The sequence below is a fragment of the Sphingobium sp. CR2-8 genome (assembly GCF_035818615.1).
Classification (GTDB): Bacteria; Pseudomonadota; Alphaproteobacteria; order Sphingomonadales; family Sphingomonadaceae; genus Sphingobium.
In genome coordinates, this window is sequence record NZ_JAYKZY010000002.1 from 2,855,454 (window position 1) to 2,878,431 (window position 22,978).

The following is a 22,978-nucleotide window of genomic DNA, read 5'->3' on the forward strand; positions in this document are numbered from 1 at the left end:
ATTACTCGCGTTGCTGAGGAGGGGGATCGAGCGGGACTATAGGCAGAAAACCTGCGGATTGCAGAGCCTCTTTCGCCATTGCGACAGAAATCTTGCGTCCAGATGACAATGCGGCACGATCCAGCAATTGGGTGATCGCGTCGATCGCGCCATAGCTGCGCTCGACGCGGCGTAGCAACCAGTCGGGCACGTCGGCGGCATAGCTGGCACCCGCCCGGTCGAACGCGCGCGCGATCAGGGCGCGGGCCAGCGCCTCGTCCGGCTCCTCTATCACCACATGCGGCACGGCGGCCAGGCGCGACCGCAAGTCGGGCAGCGCGACGGGCCAGCCCGCAGGCGACGTGCGCCCGACCATCAGCAATGGCCGACGCTCTGTCTGCGCCGCGTTCCAGGCGTGGAACAGACGATGTTCGTCCGGCCCCTGTCCGTCACCGTCCTGCGCGTCGTCGATGATTTCGCCCCCGCTCATCGCCACGAACTGGCGCGCCAGAGTGGAGCGGCCCGATCGCGGCGGCCCGATCAGGACGCTGACCGATAGCGGCCAGTCGCGCCACCGTTCTAGATGGGCGACGGCCTGGGCATTGGCGTCGCTGACCAGGAAATCGCCATCCTCCGCGCCACCATGCCATTCGAAGGGCAGGCTGATCTGGCTCATTGCGACGGCGGGGACGCCTGCCGCCGCGTGATCCGCAGCGTGTTGCCCGACGCCGCGACGCTGTAGCCCCGCGCCTGCAAGCCCGCGCGCAGCATGTCGACCGTGCCGTCGAAGCTGACCTGCATCACCGATGTCCCGCCCAGCGCCAGGCTGCTGGTCGTGGCCGTCCGCACCCCGGGGATCGACCGCACCGTCGATTCGCCTGCGCCGATCGACCCGACATCGGGCGTCTCGAACTGGATGGAGAAGCTGGCCGCGCTGGTGGACACGGTCGGCAGGTCCACCGCCTCGACCGGCGCGTCGATCGCATTCTCGATCTCCAGCGTGGCGGGGTCGACCGGCTCCTCGATGATGAGCGACGGGTCGGGCCGCAGGCGGCCGTCGTTGAGCGCCCGGATATAGAGTTCGTCGATCCGGCGCGCGCCTTCGTCCATCATCTTGGCGATGCCGCCATCGTTCGACGCGCGCAGCGTCACGCTGCCGATCAGGCTGTCGTCCGGACCATAGCGTGCGGTGAAGGTGCCGGTCACCGGCCCACCGGGATAGGCGCGATCCAGCCGCGCGATCGGGATCACCACGTCGGCCGCGCCATATTGGTCGAGCAGCACCCGCCACCACAGCCGCCCGCGCCGCCCGGTCTGCCCGGCATTGAGCAGGATCGGATCGGCGATGGAGCCGGCGACGCGGACATAGTCGATCGCGCTGTCGCCAGTGCGGTAGCGCGCCCAGGCCTTCTGCCATTCGTTCGTGCGTTCATAGGACACGGCCGATCCGCCATCCCACAGCACGGGAATGACCAGCAGCGGCGGCGATCGCATCACGTTGCCCGACACGCCCAGCAACTGGCCGGTGCGCGCACGATCGAACAGGATGCCCAGGGTCGCGACATAGCGGGTCGGCCCCGCCTGCTCATAATCGATCTCGATCCCCGAAACCATCGCCTCGATCTGCGAATTGGACAGCGCCGGGGCGCCAGCACCGCTATGCGTTCGTGCCCAAAGCATGCGCCATGCCTGCCGCTGCGCCATGCGCCAACCGGCATAGCGCGCGCTGTCGGCGTCATTGGCCTGGACGTCGACCTTCACGCCGCGCACCTCGAAATCGCCACCGCTGGCGATGGGCGGCACGCCGCGCTCCCCCTCCATCTGCGCGAACAGGGCGGCGGCGGCCAGCCCCAGCGCGATCGCGAACAGGATCTGGACGGGCCGCGAGAGCAGGCGAACATAGGCTGCGGGGCGGGAAAGGGTCTGGCTCAGGCTCACGCGCGCCCTTTTGGCGGCAATTGCCCGGGATGCCAAGCATGAAGGCAGACTTATCCTCATATCCGTGCGGGAAGATCCGTCCCTTACATCGAAGGTTCCGTTTTCCGCACCATTGCTCTAGGGCGCTGCCTCATGAGCGACAACGAATCCTACAGCTACGCCAAGGCTGGCGTCGACATCGCAGCGGGCAATGCCCTTGTCCGCGCCATCGCCCCCTTGGCCAAGGCGACACGTCGCCCCGGCGCGGACGCCGAACTGGGCGGCTTCGGCGGCTTCTTCGATCTGAAAGCGGCGGGCTATGACGATCCGTTGCTGGTCGCGGCCAATGACGGCGTCGGCACGAAGCTCAAGCTGGCGATCGATCATGACCGCCATGACGGCGTGGGAATCGACCTGGTTGCCATGTGCGCCAACGACCTGATCGTCCAGGGCGCCGAGCCCCTATTCTTCCTCGACTATTATGCCACCGGCAAGCTGGAAAGCGGCGTCGCCGAACGCGTGATCGCGGGCATCGCCGATGGCTGCCGCATGGCGGGCTGCGCGCTGATCGGCGGCGAAACCGCCGAAATGCCGGGTATGTATGGGCCTGGCGACTATGACCTGGCGGGTTTCTGCGTCGGCGCGGTCGAACGGTCCAAGGCACTGACCGGCATCCGCGTGAAAGCGGGTGACATACTCATCGGCCTCGGTTCGTCGGGCGTCCATAGCAACGGCTTCTCGCTCGTCCGCCGCCTCGCCACCGACAAGGGCTGGCGGCTCGACCGTCCCGCGATCTTCGATCAGGACGTGCTGCTGATCGACGCGCTGATGGCCCCCACGAAAATCTATGTGAAGAGCCTGCTGCCGCTGGTCCGCGCCGGCATGATCAATGCGCTCGCCCACATCACCGGCGGCGGCCTGCTGGAAAATATCCCCCGCGTCCTGCCCGATGGCGCCCACGCCACGGTGGATGCCGACAGCTGGGAACAGCCACGACTGATGGCCTTCCTTCAGGCGCAGGGTCATATCGAACCGGAAGAAATGGCGCGCACCTTCAACTGCGGCATCGGCATGGTGCTGGCGGTGGATGAAGCCCATGTCGCCGCCGTCACCAAGTCGCTGGAGGATACGGGCGAAACCGTGTTCCGCATCGGCACGGTCGGCGAAGGCGACAAGGGCTGCACCGTCCGGGGCAGCGTCGAAACCTGGAGCGCGAAGGCCGACTGGTCGGCCACGCATCTGGGCTAACGCCCTTCACAACGGGGTTGGGTAATGACCAAAGCAAAAGTCGGCGTCCTGATTTCTGGCCGTGGCTCCAACATGGCCGCCTTGCTCTACGCGGCGAAGGCCGAAAACTGCCCCTATGAGATCGTGCTGGTCGCCGCCAACGATCCCGATGCCCCCGGCCTCGCCCTCGCCGCCGCCGAAGGCATCGCGACCTTCGGCCAAAGCCATAAAGGCTTGAAGCGCGCCGAGTTCGACCGCATCATCGACGCGCAACTGCGTGGCGCCGGCGCCCATTATGTCGCGCTCGCCGGTTACATGCGCCTGCTCTCGCCGGAATTCGTATCCGGCTGGGAAAACCGGATGCTCAACATCCACCCCAGCCTGCTGCCCAAATATAAGGGGCTGGACACGCACCGGCGCGCGATCGACGCGGGCGACAGCCATGCCGGCTGCTCGGTCCATATCGTGACCGCCGAACTGGACGACGGCCCGGTGCTGGGCCAGACCCCGGTCGCGATCCTGCCGGGCGACAGCGAAGACAGCCTTGCCGCCCGCATCCTGATCGCCGAGCATCAGCTTTATTCCCGCGCCCTTGCCGATTTCGTGACCCGCGAGCGGCAACCCGACTGGCTGCTGAACAAGGTGCGCGAGACTGCCCTCGCCCTGCCGCAGGCGGACGAGGTCATCTCGCACGGCATGCCCTGTTTCGGCATCGTGAAGGGCAAGAAGTTCGCCTATGTCTCGCGCGATCATCATGGCGACGGCATCATCGCCCTGCTGGTGAAGACCACCGCGCCCGACGAACAGGCGATGCTGATCGAAAGCGACCCGGAGCGCTATTATCGCCCGACCTATTTCGGGGACGAGTGGGTCGGCATCCGCCTCGACCTGGGTGACACCGATTGGGACCATATCGCCGAACGGCTGCGATCAAGCTGGCGCCAGGTCGCGCCCAGAAAACTGCTGGGCCTTATGGACATCGCCGACCAGTTCTGATCCCCTCGCCCCTTCCCTTGGGTCGGTACGATCCCCATAGAGTGCATCAATGACCGACACGCACACCACCGCCCCCACCGCCGCGATCGAGATCCGCAACCTCACCAAAGTCTATAAAGGCGGCAAGCGCGCGCTCGACGGCATCAACCTGTCCATCCCGCGCGGCCAGATCTACGGCCTGCTCGGTCCCAACGGCGCGGGCAAGTCGACCACGATCAATATCCTGGCCGGTATGGTGAACAAGACCGAAGGCGATGTCAGCATCTGGGGCTTCGACATCGACGCCAATCCGCGCAATGCGAAGAATTCGATCGGCATCGTGCCCCAGGAAATCGTGTTCGACCCCTTCTTCACCCCGTTCGAAACGCTGGAGAATCAGGCCGGCTTCTACGGGGTGCCCAAGGACAAGCGCCGCTCGATGGAATTGCTGCGCGCCGTCCATCTGGAGGACAAGGCGCATGCCTATGCCCGCACGCTATCGGGCGGCATGAAGCGCCGCCTGCTGGTCGCCAAGGCGATGGTGCACAGTCCCCCGATCCTGGTGCTGGACGAGCCGACGGCGGGCGTCGACGTCCAACTGCGCCAACAGCTCTGGGCCTATGTCCGCGAACTCAACGCCATTGGCGTCACCATCGTGCTGACCACCCATTATCTGGAGGAGGCCGAAGAGCTGTGCGACCGCATCGGCATCATCAACCATGGCAAGGTCATCACCGACAAGCCGACCCGCGAATTGCTTGCCATGGCGCAGGAGAAGGTGGTGCAGGTCACGGTCGATCGCGACGTGACGGCGATTCCCGATGCGCCCTGCTTCGAAAAGGTCGAACTGTCCGACGACCGCACGCTGACCATCACCTACCTGAAAGACCGCGCCAATGCCGGACAGGTGCTGAGCGCCGTCCAGGCGAGCGGCCTGGCCATCGTCGACGTCGTGACCCGCGATCCGGACCTGGAGGATGTTTTCCTCAACCTGACGGCGGCGGCTTAGCAAACTGCCTTCGGAAATAGATGTCGGCCCATAATATTGAGAGACGGATGACCACGAGCACCCATGACGTCATCATCATCGGTTCCGGCGCGGCGGGGCTGACGGCCGCCATCGACCTGGCGCAGGACCGCAAGGTGCTGGTACTGGCCAAGGGCGCGCTCGACGGTGGCTCGACCAACTGGGCGCAGGGCGGCATCGCCGCCGTACTCGACGCAGGGGACAGTTTCGAGGCGCATGTCCGCGACACGATGGTCGCAGGCGCAGGTCTGAACAATCTCGAAACCGTCCAGTTCGTCGTCTCCGAAGCGCCCGCCGCCATCGAAAGGCTGGCGGCGCTGGGCGTTCCCTTCAATGGGGGCGAGGCGTTCGGCAAGCGGTGGGATCTGACCCGCGAGGGCGGCCACAGCCACCGCCGCATCGTGCATGTCGACGACGCCACGGGGCACGCCGTCCAGGTCGCGCTGCTCAAGGCAGCACGCGCCAATCCCAACATCACCCTGATGGAGGATATGGTCGCGATCGACCTTATCACCAGCCGCCATGGCGAACGCTATTCGGGCGACGGCCATGTCTGGGGCGTCTACGCCTTCAACAAGCAGACCGGCCATGTCGATGCGCTGCTGGGCCGCGCGACGATCCTGTGCACCGGCGGCGCGGGCCGCACCTATCTCTTCTCCACCGCCCCGCGCGGCGCGACCGGGGACGGCATTGCCATGGCCTGGCGCGCGGGATGCCGCGTGTCGAACATGGAAATGAACCAGTTCCACCCGACCTGCCTCTATAATCTGGAGATCAAGAATTTCCTGATCACCGAAGCGGTTCGGGGTGAAGGCGGCCAGTTGAAGCTCCCCCGGCGTACCGGGCGGCGGCGAGCGCTTCATGCCCCGCTTCGACCCGCGCGAGGAACTGGCCCCGCGCGACGTCGTCGCCCGCGCCATCGACCATGAAATCAAGCGGCTCGGCCTCGACTATGTCCATCTCGACATCAGTCACAAAGACCCGGCCTTCGTGCGGCATCATTTCCCGACCATCTATGCGCGCCTGCTCGACCTCGACATCGACATCACCAAGGAGCCGATCCCGGTCGTCCCGGCGCAACATTATACCTGCGGCGGCGTGGTGATCGACCTGCATGGCCGCACCGACCTGCCGGGCCTCTATGCCGCTGGCGAAGTCAGCGAAAGCGGCCTGCATGGCGCCAATCGCCTGGCGTCCAACTCGCTGCTGGAATGTTTCGTCTTCGGCGAGGCTGCGGCCAAGCATATTCGCGCCAACTGGGATGACCTTCCTTCGCCTCCGCCCATCCGGCCATGGGACGAAAGCCGCGTCACCAATGGTGATGAAGAGGTGATCGTCCAGCACAATTGGAAGGAAATTCGCCGCTTCATGTGGGACTATGTGGGCATCGTCCGCACCACCAAGCGACTGGAGCGCGCGCAGCACCGCATCGACCTGCTGTCGAAGGAAGTGGACGAATATTACGGCAATTTCCGCGTCACGCCCGACCTCATCGAACTGCGCAACCTGCTGGAAGTCGCGCGTCTGGTGGTGCGATCCGCGCTCCATCGCAAGGAAAGCCGGGGCCTTCACTACACGCTCGATTATCCCGAAACATTGCCTGACGCGGTCGACACGATATTGGCGCCCTGACGGCCAGAGGCCCGGCCGAACTCACCCGGCCAGAAAATCCTTCAGCACCGCGTTGAAGCGGGCGGGCTGGTCGGCCATCACCATATGGCCGCTGGGACCGATCTGTTTCAGCATCACCGGCTTTTTCGCGGCATAACCGGCCCGAAAGCTGCGCGTGATGGCAGCCGCCTGCTGCGCGTCGCTGCCCACGGCATAGACCACCGTCAAGGACGCGGCGAGTTGGGCCAGGCGCGGCCCCAGATCGATATTGGCCAGATCGCGCAGCGCATTGGCGATGACGTCGGGATCGCTGCCCCTGGCGCCCGGCGCCTGCGCCACGATCTGCGCCAGATAGCGCCGCCCCGCCTGCGTGCCCGTAAAATATCCGCTCAACTGGTCGGCCAGATAGCCCATGCCGCTGGCCGTTCCACCCACCATTGCTGCGCCGGCGGGCAGCATGTCCACCACCATCACCCGCCCGGCCCGGCCCTTCAGCCCCAGCAGCATCGCCAATGTGCCGCCCATGCTGTGCCCGACGATCGCAGGGCGCACTATGCCCGCCGCATCGATATAGCGCGCGATTTCGTCCGCGACCGGCTGGATCAACGCGCCGCTCGCATTGGCGTCCGGCGCGAGGCCAGCGAAGCCGCGCACATGCACCAGGTGATAGCGATAGCCCGGCACCGCACCCAGCACCTCGTTCCATATGCCCGGACCACTAGCAAGACCGGGGATCAGGATCACGTCGCGCCCGCTGCCCCGCACCGTCACGGCAATCCGCCGGGACGCGAAGGGTGCTGCCGTCGCCACGCCGCCCCACAGCAAGCCGCCCGTTGCCAGCGCTCCTGCAATCATCCCGCGCCGGTCCATCATAATCCTGTGCTTCATGGCATCATTCTGCTCGTCAACCGCTGAACCCAATCTGAGCGATCTCGCATGACATCAAACGGTTGCATGTTCATCCTCCTTACATCGCATTTGTGGAATCATTCGTCGCATGGGTCTTGCCGGACCGGCCAAGGCCCTTCCCTATGCCATCAAGAGAATGCGGGGACGCCAATGACATCGAATGAACGCCGGGGCGCTTCTGCGCGTCTGGTCCTGTTGATCGCGGCGCTATCCGCCTGTGTCAGCGCGCCCGAGCCACAACGCGCGCAGGCTGCCGCCCCGCAACCCCAAAAGCCGCAGCCGCAAAGGGCGCAGCCCACCACCAATACGTGGCCGATCCGGCCCGTCGCCAACCCGCCCCTGCCCTATCGCGACATCGACCAGAATGAGACGCCGCCGCCCGCACTGGTCAGCGTCGTCCGCAATCTGGGCCAGAGCTTCCATGGGAAGGTCGGCATCGCCGTCCGGCGCATCGGCGCGGACTGGACCGTCGCCTGGAACGGCGGCGCGCTGTTCCCGCAGCAGAGCGTATCCAAGCTCTGGGTGTCGATGACCTTCCTCGACGCGGTCGATCGCGGCAAATTGCGCATCACCGACACGACCACCATCACGCGCAACGACCTGACCCTGTTTCATCAGCCGTCCGCCGCGCTGATCAAGGATGGCGGCTGGACTACCAGCTATTCCGACCTGATGCGCCGGGCGATGACGCAAAGCGACAATACCGCGAACGACACGCTGTTGCGCGCGGTCGGCGGGCCGGAAGCGGTGCGCGGCTATCTGGCGCGACGGATGATCAAGGATATCCGCTTCGGTCCGGGCGAACGACTTCTGCAATCGGCCACTGCGGGCCTCGACTGGCGGCAGGACTATTCGATCGGCCGTAATTTCTACGCCGCCCGTGCCAAGCTCCCCATGTCGGTGCGGGTGAAGGCGCTCGACAATTATCTTGCCAGCCCGCCCGACGGCGCAGCGCCCTCCTCCATCGTTCGTGCCCTTGCGAAGCTGAAGGAGGGGCAGATGCTGTCCCCCGCCTCATCGCGGCTGCTGATGTCGATCATGTCGGAAGCCAAGACCGGGCCGCAGCGGATCAAGGGCGGCGTACCGCCGGGCTGGTCCTATCTGCACAAGACCGGGACGGGCCAGGACCTGCCGCCGCGATCGACCGGCTATAATGATATCGGCATCATGACCGCCCCCGACGGCACCAGCTATGCCGTGGCGGTGATGATCGGATCGACCACCGTATCGATCCCGGAACGCTGGGCGCTGATGCAGGCCGTGTCCAAGGCGGTCGCTGCCAACCACGAGACGCGTTAGGGCCTATCCTGGACCTTCCGTATCAGAAACGGCGCACGATCCCGAAATAGACTTCGCTGTCCGGACTGTCGCCATTCAACCCGGCATTGACGCCGACATCCAACTGCATGTCCGTCGATGGCTGCCATGCAAAGGACAGGCCTGCCAGCGCCTGCGTGTCATGACCGACCGGGTCGTTGTCGCGCATGATCGACGCCTCGATGGTGCCGGACAGGCTGTCGCTCAGCGAAAATCCCAGGCCCGCGACACTGCCATAGGCAAGATGGCGGCCAGACCGGTCTTCGTCGACCGCCGCATCGACCTCCGGCGTCAGTTCCAGCGTCAGGCCACTGCCCAGCTCGAAACTGACAGGCATGATCAGGCCCGCGCCCCAATCGCCGTCGCCGATCGCCGAACCGCCCGTCGGCAGCGACACATAGGGCATGACCGCAATCGAAAAACCCGAACCATCGGGATTGTGCAGGTTCCGGCGTACGGCCAGGCGGATGTCGCCCACCCCGTCATCCCGGTCCACAGCACCGGCCACCCGATCGCGGGTGCGGACATGGCCGTAGGCGGTCCATCCGATCTGCGCCTCCAGATGGTCACCAAGGCCCAGGCGCAGCAACGCGTTGCCCGCCTCGACCGCGTCGGTCCGGCTGAGCGCATCCCGCTCTCGGGTCCAATCCCCCAGACCCACTTCCAGCACCGCCCGCCCCTTGTCCACCGTGCAAGCCGGGGTGCCCAGGCCGGGGCGATCGGCGCACAGGTCGCGAGCCTCCTGCGCCATGGCCATCCCCGACCATGTCGCGCCCATCATCGCCACCGCCCGCATCATCAACCCCAAACGCATCGTCATCTCCCACCTGCGCAGACCATAAGCGTCTGCTGCTGGAAATGATGCAGAAATAATCTCTTTGAGCCGCCTGCTTGGGATCGGATGCAGCCTGGCGGGCCTATACGTTCAGCATCGTTAAAACCGGTTCCCACTTTTCCGCGCGATGCTTTATCCCCTCCCCATGACTCAGAATCACCTCTATCTCGTCGATGGCAGCGGCTATATCTTCCGCGCCTATCACCAGCTTCCCCCGCTCACCAACCAGCATGGCCAGCCGGTCGGTGCGGTCTATGGTTATACGACGATGCTGTGGAAACTGGCCGAGGAGCTGGGCAAGGCGGAAGGGCCGACGCACATGGCCGTGGTCCTCGACAAGGGATCGCACACCTTCCGTAATGACATGTACGACGAGTATAAGGCGAACCGCCCGCCCGCACCGGAAGACCTGGTCCCGCAATTCCCGATGATCCGCGACGCGACCCGCGCCTTTTCCCTCCCCTGTATCGAGGAAGCCGGGTTCGAGGCGGACGACATCATCGCCACCTATACCAAGGCGGCGGTCGCTGCGGGCTGGCATGTTACGATCGTGAGTTCCGACAAGGATCTGATGCAGCTGATCCAGCCCGGCGTAGACATGTACGACACGATGAAGAATGAACGGCGCGGGCCGGACTATGTCATGGGCAAGTTCGGCGTACAGCCAGAGCAACTGGGCGACGTGCTGGCGCTGATGGGCGACAGCGTCGACAATGTGCCCGGCGTACCGGGCATCGGCCCCAAAACCGCGTCGAAGCTGATCACCGAATATGGCGACCTGGAATCCGTGCTGGCCGCCGCGCCGGGCATGAAGAAGTCGAAGATGCAGGAAAACCTGGTCGCCAATGCCGAAATGGCGCGCCTGTCCCGGCGTCTGGTGGCGCTGCACGATGCCATGGACCTGCCCGAACCGCTGGAGGAACTGACGCTCAAGGGCATTCCCCAGGCGCCGTTGCAGGAATTTCTGGCGCATCATGGCTTCAAGACGCTGCTCAACCGGCTCGGCGCACCGGCGGCGGCCGTTGCGGTGGCGGCGACCGCCGCCGCAGCGAGCGAGTCTGGCATGACCGCAGCCCCCGCCGCCCTCGAAGAACCGGCGATCGACCGCAGCCTGTACGAAACCGTCGTCACGGTGGAAGCGCTCGATCGCTGGATCGCCGCCGCCCATGCCGAAGGGCTGGTGGCGGTGGATACCGAAACCGACATGCTGGATTGCGTGTCCTGCGGCCTGGTCGGCATCAGCCTGGCGGTCGGGCCGAACGCGGCCTGCTACATCCCGGTCGGGCATGGCGGCACCGACATGTTCGCCGAACGGCCCGAACAGCTGGACAAGGCGCTGGTGCTGGCGAAACTCAAGCCGCTGCTGGAGGATGACAGCGTCCTCAAGATCGGCCAGAATCTGAAATATGACCTGACGGTGCTGCGTCGCCACGGCATTTCCGTCGCGCCCTATGACGACACCATCGTCATGAGCTTCGACCTCGACGCCGGGCAATCGCTCGCGGGCCATGGGATGGACGAGGCGGCACGCGTCCACCTCAATCACACATGCATCAGCTTCAAGGAAGTGGTCGGCACCGGCAAGAGCCAGATCAGCTTCGCCGAAGTCCCGCTCGACCGCGCCACCGAATATGCGGCCGAAGATGCCGACGTCACCCTGCGCCTGTGGAAACGGTTCAAGACCCGCGTCGCCAATGAAGGCGCGAGCCGCGTCTACGAACTGGTCGATCGCCCGCTTGTCGGCGTGATCGCGCAGATGGAGCATCGCGGGATCAAGGTCGACCGCGAGCATCTGTCGCGCCTTTCGGCCGAGTTCACTGCCGGCATCGCTGCGCTGGAAACGGAAATCCACGAGATTGCGGGCCAGCCCTTCGCGATCGGGTCCACCCAGCAACTGGGCGCGATCCTGTTCGACAAGCTGGGGTACAAGGGCGGAAAGAAAGGCAAGTCGGGCGCCTATTCCACCGACGTCACCATCCTGGAACAGTTGAAGGCCCAAGGCGCGCCGATCGCCGCCAAAATCCTGGACTGGCGGCAGCTGTCCAAGCTCAAGTCCACCTATACCGACGCGCTCCAGGCGCAGATCAACAAGGATACGGGCCGCGTCCACACCAGCTATTCGCTGACCGGCGCGCAGACCGGCCGCCTGTCCTCGACCGATCCCAACCTTCAGAATATCCCGATCCGTACCGAAGTCGGCCGCCAGATCCGCCATGCCTTCATCGCCGAGCCGGGCAATGTCATACTGGCGGCGGACTATAGCCAGATCGAACTGCGGCTGGCCGCGCACATGGCCGACGTCCCTGCGCTGCGGGACGCGTTCGCGGCGGGCGAGGACATTCATTCCGCCACCGCCCAGCAATTGTTCGGGGAGGTCAACCGCGACACGCGCGGCCGGGCCAAGACGATCAACTTCGCCATCCTCTACGGCATTTCGCGCTGGGGCCTCGCTGGGCGGCTGGAAATCAGCGCCGACGAAGCGCAGGACATGATCAGCCGCTATTATGAGCGCTTCCCCGGCATCAGCATCTATATCAACGACACGATCGAGAAAGCGCGGGAGCGCGGCTATACCGAGACCTTGTTCGGGCGGAAAACCTGGTTCCCGCGTATCAAGGCGGCGATCCAGCACGAACGGCAGGGCGCCGAACGCGCCGCGATCAACGCCCCGATCCAAGGCACCAGCGCCGATATCATCAAGCGCGCGATGGCGCGCATGGAACCGGCGCTGGAAGCAGCGGGGCTGCCCGCCGTGAAGATGCTATTGCAGGTCCACGACGAACTGGTGTTCGAACTGCCCGAAGGCGATGTCGCAGCCGCCAGCGCGGTCATCCGGCAGGTGATGGAGAGCGCGGCCGAGCCGATCGTGACGCTGAGCGTCCCGCTGGGCGTGGAAATCGGCACCGGGCCGAGTTGGGGCGCGGCGCACTGATGCGGAGTAGGAAAGCTACTCCTTAACTTCACACATTTCCCGCTAAATTCGAAATTTAATTACCAATCCTTGAAACTATCATAAAGATTCATAGGGAGTATCCGGATAGCCGGACGGTGGGATTGTGATAGTTTCTTATCGGGCGGTAGGACAGTGAAACGACAAAAAGGCCGGCCCCATCGGGACCGGCCTTCTTCGTCAATCGAACAGCTCTTCCAGAAAGCTCTTCTTGCGTTTCTTCGGGTAGCCGCGCCCATCGTCGCGATAGTCGCGATCCGGCCGATAGCTCTGTTGCGCAAAGGGCGCGGGTTGCAGCGTTGGCGCGCTCGCCTGCCCGGACCGCTCGATGATCTTGTCGAGTTCACCCCGGTCCAGCCAGACGCCCCGGCATTGCGGACAATAGTCGATCTCCACCCCCTGCCGGTCCGTCATCGCCAATCCGACATGACAGACCGGGCAAAGCATGGCCGACACGGCAGCCTGATCCCGCATCGCGCTTATTCCCGCTCGCCGGTCAGGCTGAGCAGCATCTGGAACAGGTTGACGAAGTTCAGGTACAGCGACAGCGCGCCCATCACCTGCATCTTCTGCGCCACTTCATGACCGGCATAGTAGAAATATTCCGACTTGATGCGCTGCACGTCCCAGGCGGTAAGGCCGGTGAAGACCACCACGCCGATGATCGAAATGACCATCGCCATCGCCGACGATCCGATGAAGATGTTGATCAGGCTGGCCACCAATATGCCGATCAGGCCCATGATGAGGAAACTGCCCATCTTCGTCAGGTCGCGCTGGGTGGTATGGCCCCAGAGCGCCATGGCAAGGAACATGACTGCGGCCGAGAAGAAGGCCTGGGCGATGCTGCCCCCGGTGAAGACCAGGAACACGCTGCCCAAGGATACGCCCATCACCGCGGCGAAGGCCCAGAAGGTCATGCGCGCCGTGGCGGTCGACATCTTTTCGATGCGGAAGCTGAAAAAGAACACGAACGCCAGGGGCGCGAAGATCGCCACCCATTTGAGCGGCGTGCCGTAAATGGCGGCGGCCAGTGCGGGGGTATTGCCGACCAGAGCGGCGACCAGGCCGGTGATGACTAGGCCCAGCCCCATATTGCGGAAGACGCCCAGCATATGCGCGCGCAGGCCGGCGTCGGTCTGCGCCGTCTGGCTGGCACCATAGCCCGGCATGCGAACGGGATTATTCATGGGGGTCACTCACTCCATCCAAAAAAGTTGGTTCGAGTGGCCCGGTGCGGTCTCCTGCGGCAACGAGAGGGGGCAAATCGCCGCAAAACCTGCACCGGGCACACCCGATGCGGTCCGACATCGCGACAGGGATAAGGGGGTTATCCATGTCGCCAGAGGGGCCCGGCCCGCATCAGCAATATCGGGTGGAGAACGTATGGGCGCAAGGGATCGGCCCGCCTGCAACATTTTATTACAATCGCGCCGATCCTGAATGTCAGTTGGCCTTGCGGGCCTCCCCAACCGCCTTGATGAACATCCAGACGTCGGCGGAGAAGGGCGGTGTCTGATCCGCCTGCCATTCGCCGATATTGTCGTAGAGACGCGTCACCCCTTCGGTCATGGCGGGCGTCGCTAACGCCGTGAAAGGCGCCAGCAGCGCCTGCCATTCGTCATAGAAAGCACCGGCCTGCACGCTGGCAGGATCGAGCGGCAAAGCCGCGGCGATACGTCCGGTCAGGTCCGCCCATTGCGCAGCATAGGCGGTCTGGTCGAAATCTGTCGGCAAGGCTTCCTTGGCATCGGCGAAATCCGCCTCGGCCTGCGCGCTTCTATATAGGTCGGCCACGGTCTTCATGTTTTGCGGATTCATCATGTCATCTCCCATGCGGATCAGCGAGCAAAGGGTCGCGGCATCGAGCGGCTCGCCACGATCGATGCGGGACAAGGCGGTGGTCAGATGCGCGCGGGCCTCGGCGAGGTCATGCGCCTGTTCGTCGAGCGCGACGATCTGCGCGCGCAGCAGCGGCGCAAGGTCGATAGGCCGGTCGTTGAGCAGCGTTTCGATTTGCCCCAAGGTAAAGCCCGCGCGTTTCAAGGTGACGATCCGGTGCAGGCGCGCCAAATCCATCGCGCCAAAATGGCGCCGCCCCGACGCGGTGCGCAGCGGACGCACGAGGCCCCGCCCTTCGTAAAAACGCAGCGCCCGGCTGGTGAGGCCGGTGGCGCGGGCGACGGCGGCGATATCCATCAAATCGGTCATGACAGTGGGATAGCGGTTGACGCTGGGTCAAGTTCAAGCGTTTTTTGCCGGACCTCTACCGTTGACGCCCAAGCCGCTTCGCGACATGGCTTTCCCATGTCCGACGACCAGCATAATCACGCGCCGCTGCGCCTGTTCAACAGCCTGACCCGCACGATCGAGCCTTTCACGCCGATCGAGGATAATCATGCGCGCGTCTATAGCTGCGGGCCGACGGTCTATAATTACGCCCATATCGGCAATTTGCGCGCCTATGTCTTCACCGACACGCTGCGCCGGACATTGCTGTGGAAGGGGCTGGGCGTCACCCACATCATCAACATCACCGATGTGGGCCATCTGACGTCGGACGCCGATGCTGGCGACGACAAGATGGAGGCCGCCGCGCGGGCGAGCGCCAGGAGCATCTGGGACATCGCCGCCCATTATACGGACGCGTTCAAGTCCAATATCGCCGCGCTCAACATCATCGCGCCCAGCGAATGGACCGTCGCGACCGACTATGTGCCGCAGATGATCGCATTTGCGCAGAAGATCGCGCCGGATCACTGCTACGAGTTGGAGAGCGGTCTCTATTTCGACAGCGGCAGCGTGCCCGATTACGGCGCGCTGGCTGGCGGTCGGGACGATGCGGCGCATGCCCGGATCGATCCCGTCGCGGGCAAGCGCAACGCATCCGACTTCGCCATCTGGCGCAAGTCGCCGCCCGGCGAACAGCGCCAGATGGAATGGGACAGCCCGTGGGGCAAGGGCGCACCGGGCTGGCATCTGGAATGTTCGGTGATGAGCCAGGCGCGCCTAGGCCAGCCGTTCGACATCCACACCGGCGGCATCGATCATCGCGAAATCCACCATCCCAACGAGATCGCGCAAAACCAGGCCTTCCATAGTTGCTGCGGCGAACCGCATGGCGCCGTTGCGGGTTTCACCGGCGCACGCTGGTGGATGCACAATAATTTCCTGGTGGACCGCCAGGGGAAGATGTCGAAATCCAAGGGCGGCTTCACGACCCTCTTCTCGCTGATCGATGCCGGTGTGCATCCGATCGCCTATCGCCTGCTGTGCCTTGGCGCGCATTATCGATCGGAACTGGAGTTCAGCGCCGACAATCTGGCGGCGGCGCTGACGCGGCTCAAGCGGCTGGTCATGGGCGTCGAAGGGTTGAAGGCGCGCGCGGAAGCCGTGACCTGGCAGTCGCCTCGCATCGACTATCTGCGCGCCAATCTCCATCCCAAGCTGACGCCCTTGCTGGAGCAGTTCGACGCCGCGATCGCCGACGACCTGATGACCCCGCGCGCCCTGCCCCTGCTGGAAGAAGCTATCGGGATCAAGAAGGTGCCGGTGGACGAAAAGCTTTGCCTGATCGCTGCCTTCGACCAGGCGCTCGGGCTGAACCTCCTGTCTCTGACCCGCGAAGAGCTGCGCCTGCGGCCAAAGGATGCGACGATCACATCGGACGAGATAGAGGCCGAACTCGCACGCCGCGCCGCCGCACGGGCGGACAAGGATTTTGCCCTGTCGGACGAGGTTCGCGACGGGCTGATCGCGCGGGGCGTCGATGTGATGGACGGCGATCCGCTGCGCTGGGACTGGCGTTTGTCGCTAAGCGGTTAACCACGGCTTGACGCCCCCGCCCGTTCCACCCAAGAAGATGTCGGGGTGAAGCAGTGGGAGCAACATGCAGTTTTCCGCTCGGCTTTCGGCCGTCCTATTGACGTGGGCTTTACCCGTATCCCTTTCAGCCGCGACGACGCCTTCCCCTCCCGCCTTTTCTATTGATGACGTGCATTATGAGCGGCTCTATCGCCTGGAAAAACGGGCGCTAAATCTGTTCGAAAGTGACGATTATGCGCTGTCCATGTCGCAGCAGACGCGCGACGCGTGGGTGCAGGTGCAGGACGCCGCGATGAAGGTGAAGGTCGGCGGACGGCCGCATCCGCTGGCGGGTGTCGCGCTGATCAACCTGGCGTCCATGGACCAGATCGATGGGAAGAATCCCGACGCGCTGGCGCGGTCGAGCGCGGGTCTCACCCTGCTGGCGCCGTTTGCCGACGCCTATCCCATCCCATGGATGCAGGGCCTGTCGATCAAGGGCTATGTCCAAACCACGCTGGGCGATGTGGCGAGCGGCGCGAATATGCTGGCGGCTGCGAGCACCTATATGGACGGCTATATCGCGCGCACGGCGGCGGACAGGCTTGATCCCGAAACCCATATGCTCCGCTCCAACATCGCCTTCGGCCATGCCCAGGCCCTGTCCCGCCTGGGCCGCAATGACGAAGCGGTCCTGGCGCAAAAGGCCAGCATGGATGCGCGCATAACAGCCGTAGGACCGAACAGCGCGGATAGCATCGGTTCCTATTATGGCTATGCACAGATGCTCCAACGCGCGGGAAAGGACACGGAAGCGGAGCGCTATGCGCGGTTGGCCGTCGACAAGGCGACCGATCATATCGATCGCAAACATCCCAGCTACGCCCGCGCGCTGGAGGCATTGGGCCTGCTTTTGTCGCGAACCGGGCGACGGGCCGAAAGCCTGGATTATCTGCAACGCGCCATCGCGATCAAGCGTGAAACGGTGGGCACCGACAGCCTGTATTTTCAGTTCGGCTTGCAGAATCTGGCATCGGTGCTGATGCCGCTGGAACGCTATGCCTACGCCGAGGCCTTGTTCATGGAGGCGGAGGAGGGTTTCCGGAAGATAGAGGGGGAAAACAGCCCGCAATCGGCGCGCGCTCTGGCCTATGCCGCCTCCGCGAATGTGGCGCTGGGGCAGCGCGCGAAAGCCATCACCCGTTTCACCACGGCTTTGACGCGGGTCGGCATCGGGTCGGACGGGGACCAGGATATCGGCCAGCGCGTCTATCCCTATCTGGTTCCCGCACTGATCAAGGCAGGCCGGATCGCAGAGTCGCGCAAAGGTGCGATCGCCTATGCGGCGATCACCCGCCAACTGGACAATGCGCCTGCCCTGCCATTGGCAAAGGCGGCGGTGCTGCTGGCATGGACCGGGGCGGACAACGCGGCCTTGGGCGAGAATGCCCGGCGACTGGCCGGCGTCCTGCGCGACGGGGCGGCCATGAACGGCCATGGCGAACTCACCGAAGAACAGCGGGCGGGACTTGATCTGGTGCTGGCGGCTGCGGTGCAGACACAGGACGGCGCCCTGGCACTTGACGCCATGGCCGTGCTTACAGGATCGCGCATCGCCCAGGCGAACCGTTTGGTGGCGCAGCGATTGGTCGAAGATCCCGTGCTGGCGGAACGTGTCCGCCGTCTTCAGGACAGCGTGAAAGTCCTGGAAGTCGCCGACAAGCGGCTACTCAAGGCGCTGGCGACCGACCAGGGCGTCGCTGCGGCGCGGGCGGCGCGCGCGCAGATCGCCATCACGGTGGAGGCAGAACGGGTCGCCATGGCGCGCGACTATCCGCGCTGGGTCGATGCGCATGGCGGCGAACGTCCCGACCTGCGCCGATTGCAATCCGCCCTGGGTCCTCAGGAAGCGCTGCTGGCGGTGATACCCGCTTTTGATGGCGTCTATCTGCTGGCGATCAACGCGCATAGCGCACGGGTCGAACAAGTCGCGATCGGACGCGCCGCGATGGTGGCGATGATCCAACGATTGCGATCCTCGCTCACGCCCAAAGGCTTCGACCAAGCCGCAGCGCAGGACATTTATCGCCAGATTTTCACCCCTGCCATCCTCGCCACGCTGGGCAAGGCCAGAACGTTGAAGATCGTGCCGACGGGCGCCTTTGCGTCATTGCCTTTCGCTTTGCTGCCGCAACGACCGATCGACGCGATCGATCGCGATACGCCCTGGCTGATCAAGCGGTTCGCGATAGAGATACAACCCAGCTTCGCGATCGACGCGGGCAAGCGGCGGCAAATGGGTTCCCGCGATGGACGCTTCCTGGGCATCGGCGCTCCGCAGGCTTTGGCCAAGGCTCACCCGAACGCTGCACCAGATGCGGCCGATGCATGGTTGGTTGCGGCCAATCATCATTTCCGTAGCGGGCAGCCTGACGTCAACGCGTGGTCGCAACTGCCGGACCTGCCCGGATCGCTGGCCGAGCTGCAGGCGGTGGCCAAACGGTTCGGGCCGGATCATGCGACCTTGCTGATCGGCGCGGATGCCAATGAGCGAGCGATAAGGACCCGCGACCTGTCCCCCTATAATGTGATCCTGTTCGCGACCCATGGATTGGTGAATGGGGAGATGGAAGGCGTGACCGAACCGGCGTTGGTCCTGTCGCCATCGGAAGGTGGCGGCAAGGACGCGGACGGGCTGCTGACCGCGTCGGACATCGCGTTGATGCGGATGGACGCGGATTGGGTGATCCTGTCCGCCTGCAACACGGCGGCGGGCGGCGATGCGCAGGCGGCGGCCTATTCCGGTCTGGCGCAGGCGTTCCGCTATGCCGGGGCCGGATCGCTGCTGGTGTCGCACTGGCCGGTGCGGGACGACGCCAGCGCGTTCGTGACGCTGGAAACGGTGAAGGGCGCCAGTCGCGGCCTGCCCCGCGCGGTCGCACTGCAACGAGCGATGCTGAAACTGATGGAGTCGAAGCGTCCGGGCGCGGCGCAGCCCTATATCTGGGCGCCCTTCATCCTGATCGGCCGTTAGCCCGCTTCGAGCGCGGCGGTCGCGTCCATCCAGATTTCTTCCGCCGCGCCGAGTTTCTTCTCCACCTCGGCGCGTTTGACCATGAGCTGGCTGCTGGTCATTTTCGCTTCCGCGCCGGTCGCAGCCTTGGGGTCGGCCAACGCCTGGTCGATGCGGCCGCGTTCGGTGGCCAGCACCGTCATCTCGCGTTCCGCCTTGTTGACCGCGTTCTTCAAGACCTTCTGCTTTTCGCGCCATTCGGCAGCGGCCTTCTTGTCGGCCTTGCGGTCGACCTTCGGCGCGTCGCCGCTGCTGTTGCCGTCGGCCTTGCGCAGGATGATGTCGGTATAGTCGTCCAGGCTGCCGTCGAACGGCTGGGCGGTGCCGTTGTCGACCAGCACCAGACGATCGGCGACCAGTTCGATCATGTGGCGGTCGTGCGACACGATGACCACCGCGCCGCTATAGTCGTTCAAGGCCTGGACCAGCGCCTCGCGGCTGTCGACGTCCAGATGGTTGGTCGGTTCGTCCAGGATCAGCATATGCGGCGCGTCGCGGGTGATGAGCGCCAGCGCCAGACGGGCGCGCTCGCCACCGGACATGGAGCCGACCTTCTGCACCGCACGCTCGCCGGAAAAGCCGAAACGACCGAGCTGGGCACGGACCGCGCCCGGCGTCGCGCCCTTCATGACGCGGGTCATATGTTCCAGCGGCGTGTCGGTGACGTCCAGTTCCTCCACCTGATATTGGGTGAAATAGCCGACATTCATCTTGGGGCTGGAGGCCATCGTCCCTTCCATCGGGGCGAGTTGCGCGGCGATCAGGCGGGCCAGCGTCGTCTTGCCATTGCCGTTGCGGCCGAGCAGCGCCAGACGATCGTCGGGGTCGATGCGCAGGTTGATGCGCTTGAGGATCGGCGTTTCGGTGTAGCCGACCGAGGCCATGTCCATGGTGATGAGCGGCGGGCGCAGTTCGGCGGGGCTGGGAAAGCCGAAATGCAGCGTCGGGTCTTCGCTGGCCGCGGCGATCGGCTGCATGCGGGCCAGCGCCTTGGCGCGGGACTGGGCCTGTTTCGCGGTCGAGGCGCGGGCCGAGTTGCGGGCGACATAGTCCTGCAACTTCTCACGCTCCGCCTGCTGTTTGGCGCGGGCGGATTCGAGCTGGGCGAGCCGTTCGGCGCGTTGCCGCTCGAACGCGTCGTAACCGCCGGGATAGAGGGTGACCTTCCCCCTTCCAGATGGAGGATATAGTCGACCACATTGTTGAGCAGGTCGCGTTCGTGGCTGATGACGACCACGGTGCCGCGATAGGCCTTGAGGAAATTTTCCAGCCAGAGCGTGGCTTCGAGGTCGAGATGGTTCGACGGTTCGTCGAGCAGCAACAGGTCGGGATTGGAGAAGAGCAACGAGGCGAGCGCCACGCGCATCTTCCAGCCGCCCGAATAGCTGTCGAGCGGGCGGCCCTGCATTTCTTCGTCAAAGCCGAGGCCGACCAGAATGCGGGCGGCGCGGGCGGGCGCGGTATAGGCGTCGATCGCCGTCAGCCGCTCGTAAATATGGCCGAGGCGATCAGGGTCCTGCGTATGCTCCGCCTCCGCCATCAATTCGGCGCGTTCCTTGTCGGCTTCAAGCACGGTGTCGAAGGGGGTCGCGGTGCCGGACGGCGCTTCCTGCGCGATATAGCCCAGCCGCGTGTCGCGGGGCATGTCGCACGACCCTTCGTCGGGGTCGAGCTGGCCGATCATCACCTTCATCAGCGTGGACTTGCCCGCGCCGTTGCGGCCGATGAGGCCGACACGGCTGCGCGGCGGCAGGGCGGCGGCGGCACGATCGAGAATGACGCGGCCGCCAAGGCGCACGGTGATGGCGTTGAGATTCAGCATGGGCGCGCCCTTAGCATGGGTGCGCGGGGTCGGGAAGGCGCTGGTGCGGCGTTTTACAAGGCGGTGATGCGTTGCGAAGTTCACACTGTCGTGGCTGACGCAAAAGCATGGGGACGGACGGGTGGCGTAGATTTCGCAATAGGAGAATTTTTGCGAAATGGGGGGGTGGGCCGCGCGGTGGGATTATACCGGATTAGATTGATAGAAACGCATGAGACTGATCACGGCGTTCCCCGGCGAAGGCCGGGGTCCAGGTCAAACCGTGGAACTGGCCCCCGGCCTTCGCTGGGGAACGGCTTATCGGTTCCTATCATGCCCCTTTACGTCGCATGGCATGTAGCAGGTTTACGGTAGGAAAGAGCCGGTGCGATCTTGGCATGCCAGCGCAAGTGTAGGACAGGCGCAACATGGTCCAGCGCAGGCCCGAGCGCAGGGAAAGGGCAGCATCAGGTTTGCGCTTGTGCCGGAACCGATGCGTTTGATGTGTCTAACGCCACTTCAGGTTTCACCTCAGAAAGCGCAACCGACAGCTTCGCGTCTGCCGTTGTGGGGGGCGACATCAACTCCTTGACGACACCCCAATAGCTTTGGGTGACGTGCGCCTGCGCCGCATAGGCCGGATCGGCCATCAGATGCATGTGCAACCGGCGCAGATTATGCCAGGGCACGGAGGGAAACAGATGATGTTCCAGATGATAGCTGACATTCAGCGGCGCGATCAGAAACCGGTCGAGCCAGGTGGGAATAACGGTCCGCGTACCGTTCAATTCCTGCTCGTCGGCTACGCCATTATGCTCGGCCGTCGCCCGAATCCGGTTGAAGACGTTCGCCCAGATGAAGAGCGGGATCATGAAGAGACCCAATATCTGCCAGCGGAAGGGCGACCACAGGATCAAGCCGTAGACCAGCACTGCCCAGACGACATAGCGGAGACGCAGCGACAGGCGATAATCGAAACCGAAGCGCCGGGGATTATGAAAATTGGCGATGGGCGCCCAGACCCGACCGGCCCGCGCCACGCGATAATAGTTGAGACCGGTCAAGCTCCGCACGAGTAGCCAGACCATGCCCATCCTGCTTTTCGGGAAATGCTGATCGGGGTCTTTCCGCTGAACGCGATAATCATAGTCGCGCAGCGTGTTGGTGTAGCGGTGGTGCACCATATGGTTCGCGCGATAGAGATGGATGCTCATCATCAGCGGATAGGAGACGAGAATGTCACCAATGAAATCATTGACCCGGCGATTGCTGAACAGCAATCCATGACACGCATCGTGCATCATCACCGCGAGGCATTGGATGCGCGATCCGATGACGATAGCGGCCAACAGATAGACCGGAATCCGATCGACCTGGATCGCGATCGCACCCGCAGCGATGATGATCACCCATTGCAGCAGCAGCAACAAGGCGTTGCGACGATTGTCTACGACGGACAATTGCCGGATCAGCGGCAGGGTGCCGCGCCGCGAATAGCGATAGCCGGGCGCACGCTCCCCGGCGGTGTCCGTCATGAAAACATGTCTCCGAAT

Annotated in this window: 15 protein-coding genes and 2 pseudogenes; 8 read left to right on the plus strand and 9 right to left on the minus strand. The window is 64.3% G+C overall.

The genetic code is table 11. The features are described 5' to 3' along the window. Window position 1: 1 nt before the first annotated feature. Both U5A82_RS17960 and U5A82_RS17965 read right to left on the minus strand, forming a co-directional pair. Entirely contained in the window at window positions 2-655 is a 654-nt protein-coding gene (locus U5A82_RS17960) for an HdaA/DnaA family protein (RefSeq protein ID WP_326292249.1), read from the minus strand. Then, window positions 652-1,917 (minus strand): heavy-metal-associated domain-containing protein, encoded by a 1,266-nt coding sequence (locus tag U5A82_RS17965; protein ID WP_326292250.1) that lies wholly within the window; start codon window positions 1,915-1,917, stop codon window positions 652-654. The genes U5A82_RS17960 and U5A82_RS17965 overlap by 4 nt, the downstream gene beginning before the upstream one ends. A 132-nt stretch (window positions 1,918-2,049) precedes the next feature. On the opposite strand from U5A82_RS17965, the gene purM reads away from it, so the two are divergent. From purM to nadB, 4 genes and pseudogenes are all read left to right on the plus strand, one after another. Further along, the gene (gene purM, locus U5A82_RS17970) at window positions 2,050-3,144 is read left to right on the plus strand and encodes a phosphoribosylformylglycinamidine cyclo-ligase (protein WP_326292251.1); all 1,095 of its coding nucleotides are present in this window, start codon (window positions 2,050-2,052) and stop codon (window positions 3,142-3,144) included. Between the two features lie 24 nt (window positions 3,145-3,168). Further along, window positions 3,169-4,119, plus strand: a complete 951-nt coding sequence (gene purN, locus U5A82_RS17975) for a phosphoribosylglycinamide formyltransferase (protein ID WP_326292252.1) — start codon at window positions 3,169-3,171, stop codon at window positions 4,117-4,119. Between the two features lie 49 nt (window positions 4,120-4,168). Next, a complete protein-coding gene (locus U5A82_RS17980; protein WP_326292253.1) occupies window positions 4,169-5,107 on the plus strand; it encodes an ABC transporter ATP-binding protein in 939 nt (312 codons plus the stop codon). 47 nt (window positions 5,108-5,154) lie between these two features. Continuing rightward, window positions 5,155-6,757, plus strand: a pseudogene (gene nadB, locus U5A82_RS17985) (L-aspartate oxidase). A 21-nt stretch (window positions 6,758-6,778) separates the two neighbouring features. On the opposite strand, the gene U5A82_RS17990 reads toward nadB, so the two are convergent. After that, entirely contained in the window at window positions 6,779-7,609 is an 831-nt protein-coding gene (locus tag U5A82_RS17990; protein WP_326292988.1) for an alpha/beta fold hydrolase, read from the minus strand. Window positions 7,610-7,795: 186 nt separating this feature from the next. Between U5A82_RS17990 and U5A82_RS17995 the strand changes: the two genes are divergently transcribed. Continuing rightward, entirely contained in the window at window positions 7,796-8,944 is a 1,149-nt protein-coding gene (locus U5A82_RS17995) for a serine hydrolase (RefSeq protein ID WP_326292254.1), read from the plus strand. Window positions 8,945-8,966: 22 nt separating this feature from the next. On the opposite strand, the gene U5A82_RS18000 is transcribed toward U5A82_RS17995, so the two are convergent. Continuing rightward, a complete protein-coding gene (locus U5A82_RS18000) occupies window positions 8,967-9,782 on the minus strand; it encodes a transporter (RefSeq protein ID WP_442802186.1) in 816 nt (271 codons plus the stop codon). 160 nt (window positions 9,783-9,942) lie between these two features. Here U5A82_RS18000 and polA point away from each other — a divergent pair, with 160 nt between their 5' ends. After that, on the plus strand, window positions 9,943-12,729 hold the full coding sequence (polA, locus tag U5A82_RS18005; protein WP_326292255.1) for a DNA polymerase I: 2,787 nt from the start codon (window positions 9,943-9,945) through the stop codon (window positions 12,727-12,729). Between the two features lie 198 nt (window positions 12,730-12,927). Here the strand turns inward: polA and U5A82_RS18010 are convergent, their stop codons facing one another. The 3 genes from U5A82_RS18010 to U5A82_RS18020 all read right to left on the minus strand — a co-directional run bounded on the left by U5A82_RS18010 (window position 12,928) and on the right by U5A82_RS18020 (window position 14,958). Continuing rightward, window positions 12,928-13,221, minus strand: a complete 294-nt coding sequence (locus U5A82_RS18010) for a TFIIB-type zinc ribbon-containing protein (protein WP_326292256.1) — start codon at window positions 13,219-13,221, stop codon at window positions 12,928-12,930. Window positions 13,222-13,226: 5 nt separating this feature from the next. Next, entirely contained in the window at window positions 13,227-13,937 is a 711-nt protein-coding gene (locus U5A82_RS18015) for a Bax inhibitor-1/YccA family protein (RefSeq protein WP_326292257.1), read from the minus strand. A 256-nt stretch (window positions 13,938-14,193) separates the two neighbouring features. Continuing rightward, complete coding sequence (locus U5A82_RS18020) at window positions 14,194-14,958, minus strand: MerR family transcriptional regulator (protein ID WP_326292258.1); 765 nt, start codon at window positions 14,956-14,958, stop codon at window positions 14,194-14,196. Window positions 14,959-15,054: 96 nt separating this feature from the next. Here U5A82_RS18020 and U5A82_RS18025 point away from each other — a divergent pair, with 96 nt between their 5' ends. Together U5A82_RS18025 and U5A82_RS18030 are read left to right on the plus strand one after the other, a co-directional pair. Beyond that, window positions 15,055-16,572 (plus strand): cysteine--tRNA ligase, encoded by a 1,518-nt coding sequence (locus U5A82_RS18025; protein ID WP_326292259.1) that lies wholly within the window; start codon window positions 15,055-15,057, stop codon window positions 16,570-16,572. 169 nt (window positions 16,573-16,741) lie between these two features. After that, window positions 16,742-19,585 carry a CHAT domain-containing tetratricopeptide repeat protein gene (locus U5A82_RS18030; protein WP_326292260.1) on the plus strand — a complete coding sequence of 948 codons (2,844 nt, stop codon included), beginning with the start codon at window positions 16,742-16,744 and terminating at the stop codon, window positions 19,583-19,585. On the opposite strand, the pseudogene U5A82_RS18035 reads toward U5A82_RS18030, so the two are convergent. Continuing rightward, window positions 19,582-21,446, minus strand: a pseudogene (locus U5A82_RS18035) (ABC-F family ATP-binding cassette domain-containing protein). The gene U5A82_RS18030 and the pseudogene U5A82_RS18035 sit on opposite strands and share 4 nt — an antisense overlap. 446 nt (window positions 21,447-21,892) lie before the next feature. Next, a complete protein-coding gene (locus U5A82_RS18040) occupies window positions 21,893-22,960 on the minus strand; it encodes a fatty acid desaturase family protein (protein ID WP_326292261.1) in 1,068 nt (355 codons plus the stop codon). Window positions 22,961-22,978: the final 18 nt, after the last annotated feature.

Coding starts and splice junctions, on each gene's coding strand:
- purM (WP_326292251.1), top strand. CDS start 2,050: ATGAGCGACAACGAATCCTACAGCTACGCCAAGGCTGGCGTCGACATC.
- U5A82_RS18025 (WP_326292259.1), top strand. CDS start 15,055: ATGTCCGACGACCAGCATAATCACGCGCCGCTGCGCCTGTTCAACAGC.
- U5A82_RS18010 (WP_326292256.1), bottom strand. CDS start 13,221: ATGCGGGATCAGGCTGCCGTGTCGGCCATGCTTTGCCCGGTCTGTCAT.
- U5A82_RS18000 (WP_442802186.1), bottom strand. CDS start 9,782: ATGACGATGCGTTTGGGGTTGATGATGCGGGCGGTGGCGATGATGGGC.
- U5A82_RS17980 (WP_326292253.1), top strand. CDS start 4,169: ATGACCGACACGCACACCACCGCCCCCACCGCCGCGATCGAGATCCGC.
- polA (WP_326292255.1), top strand. CDS start 9,943: ATGACTCAGAATCACCTCTATCTCGTCGATGGCAGCGGCTATATCTTC.
- U5A82_RS17990 (WP_326292988.1), bottom strand. CDS start 7,609: ATGATGGACCGGCGCGGGATGATTGCAGGAGCGCTGGCAACGGGCGGC.
- U5A82_RS18040 (WP_326292261.1), bottom strand. CDS start 22,960: ATGACGGACACCGCCGGGGAGCGTGCGCCCGGCTATCGCTATTCGCGG.
- U5A82_RS17960 (WP_326292249.1), bottom strand. CDS start 655: ATGAGCCAGATCAGCCTGCCCTTCGAATGGCATGGTGGCGCGGAGGAT.
- U5A82_RS18020 (WP_326292258.1), bottom strand. CDS start 14,958: ATGACCGATTTGATGGATATCGCCGCCGTCGCCCGCGCCACCGGCCTC.
- purN (WP_326292252.1), top strand. CDS start 3,169: ATGACCAAAGCAAAAGTCGGCGTCCTGATTTCTGGCCGTGGCTCCAAC.
- U5A82_RS18015 (WP_326292257.1), bottom strand. CDS start 13,937: ATGAATAATCCCGTTCGCATGCCGGGCTATGGTGCCAGCCAGACGGCG.
- U5A82_RS17995 (WP_326292254.1), top strand. CDS start 7,796: ATGACATCGAATGAACGCCGGGGCGCTTCTGCGCGTCTGGTCCTGTTG.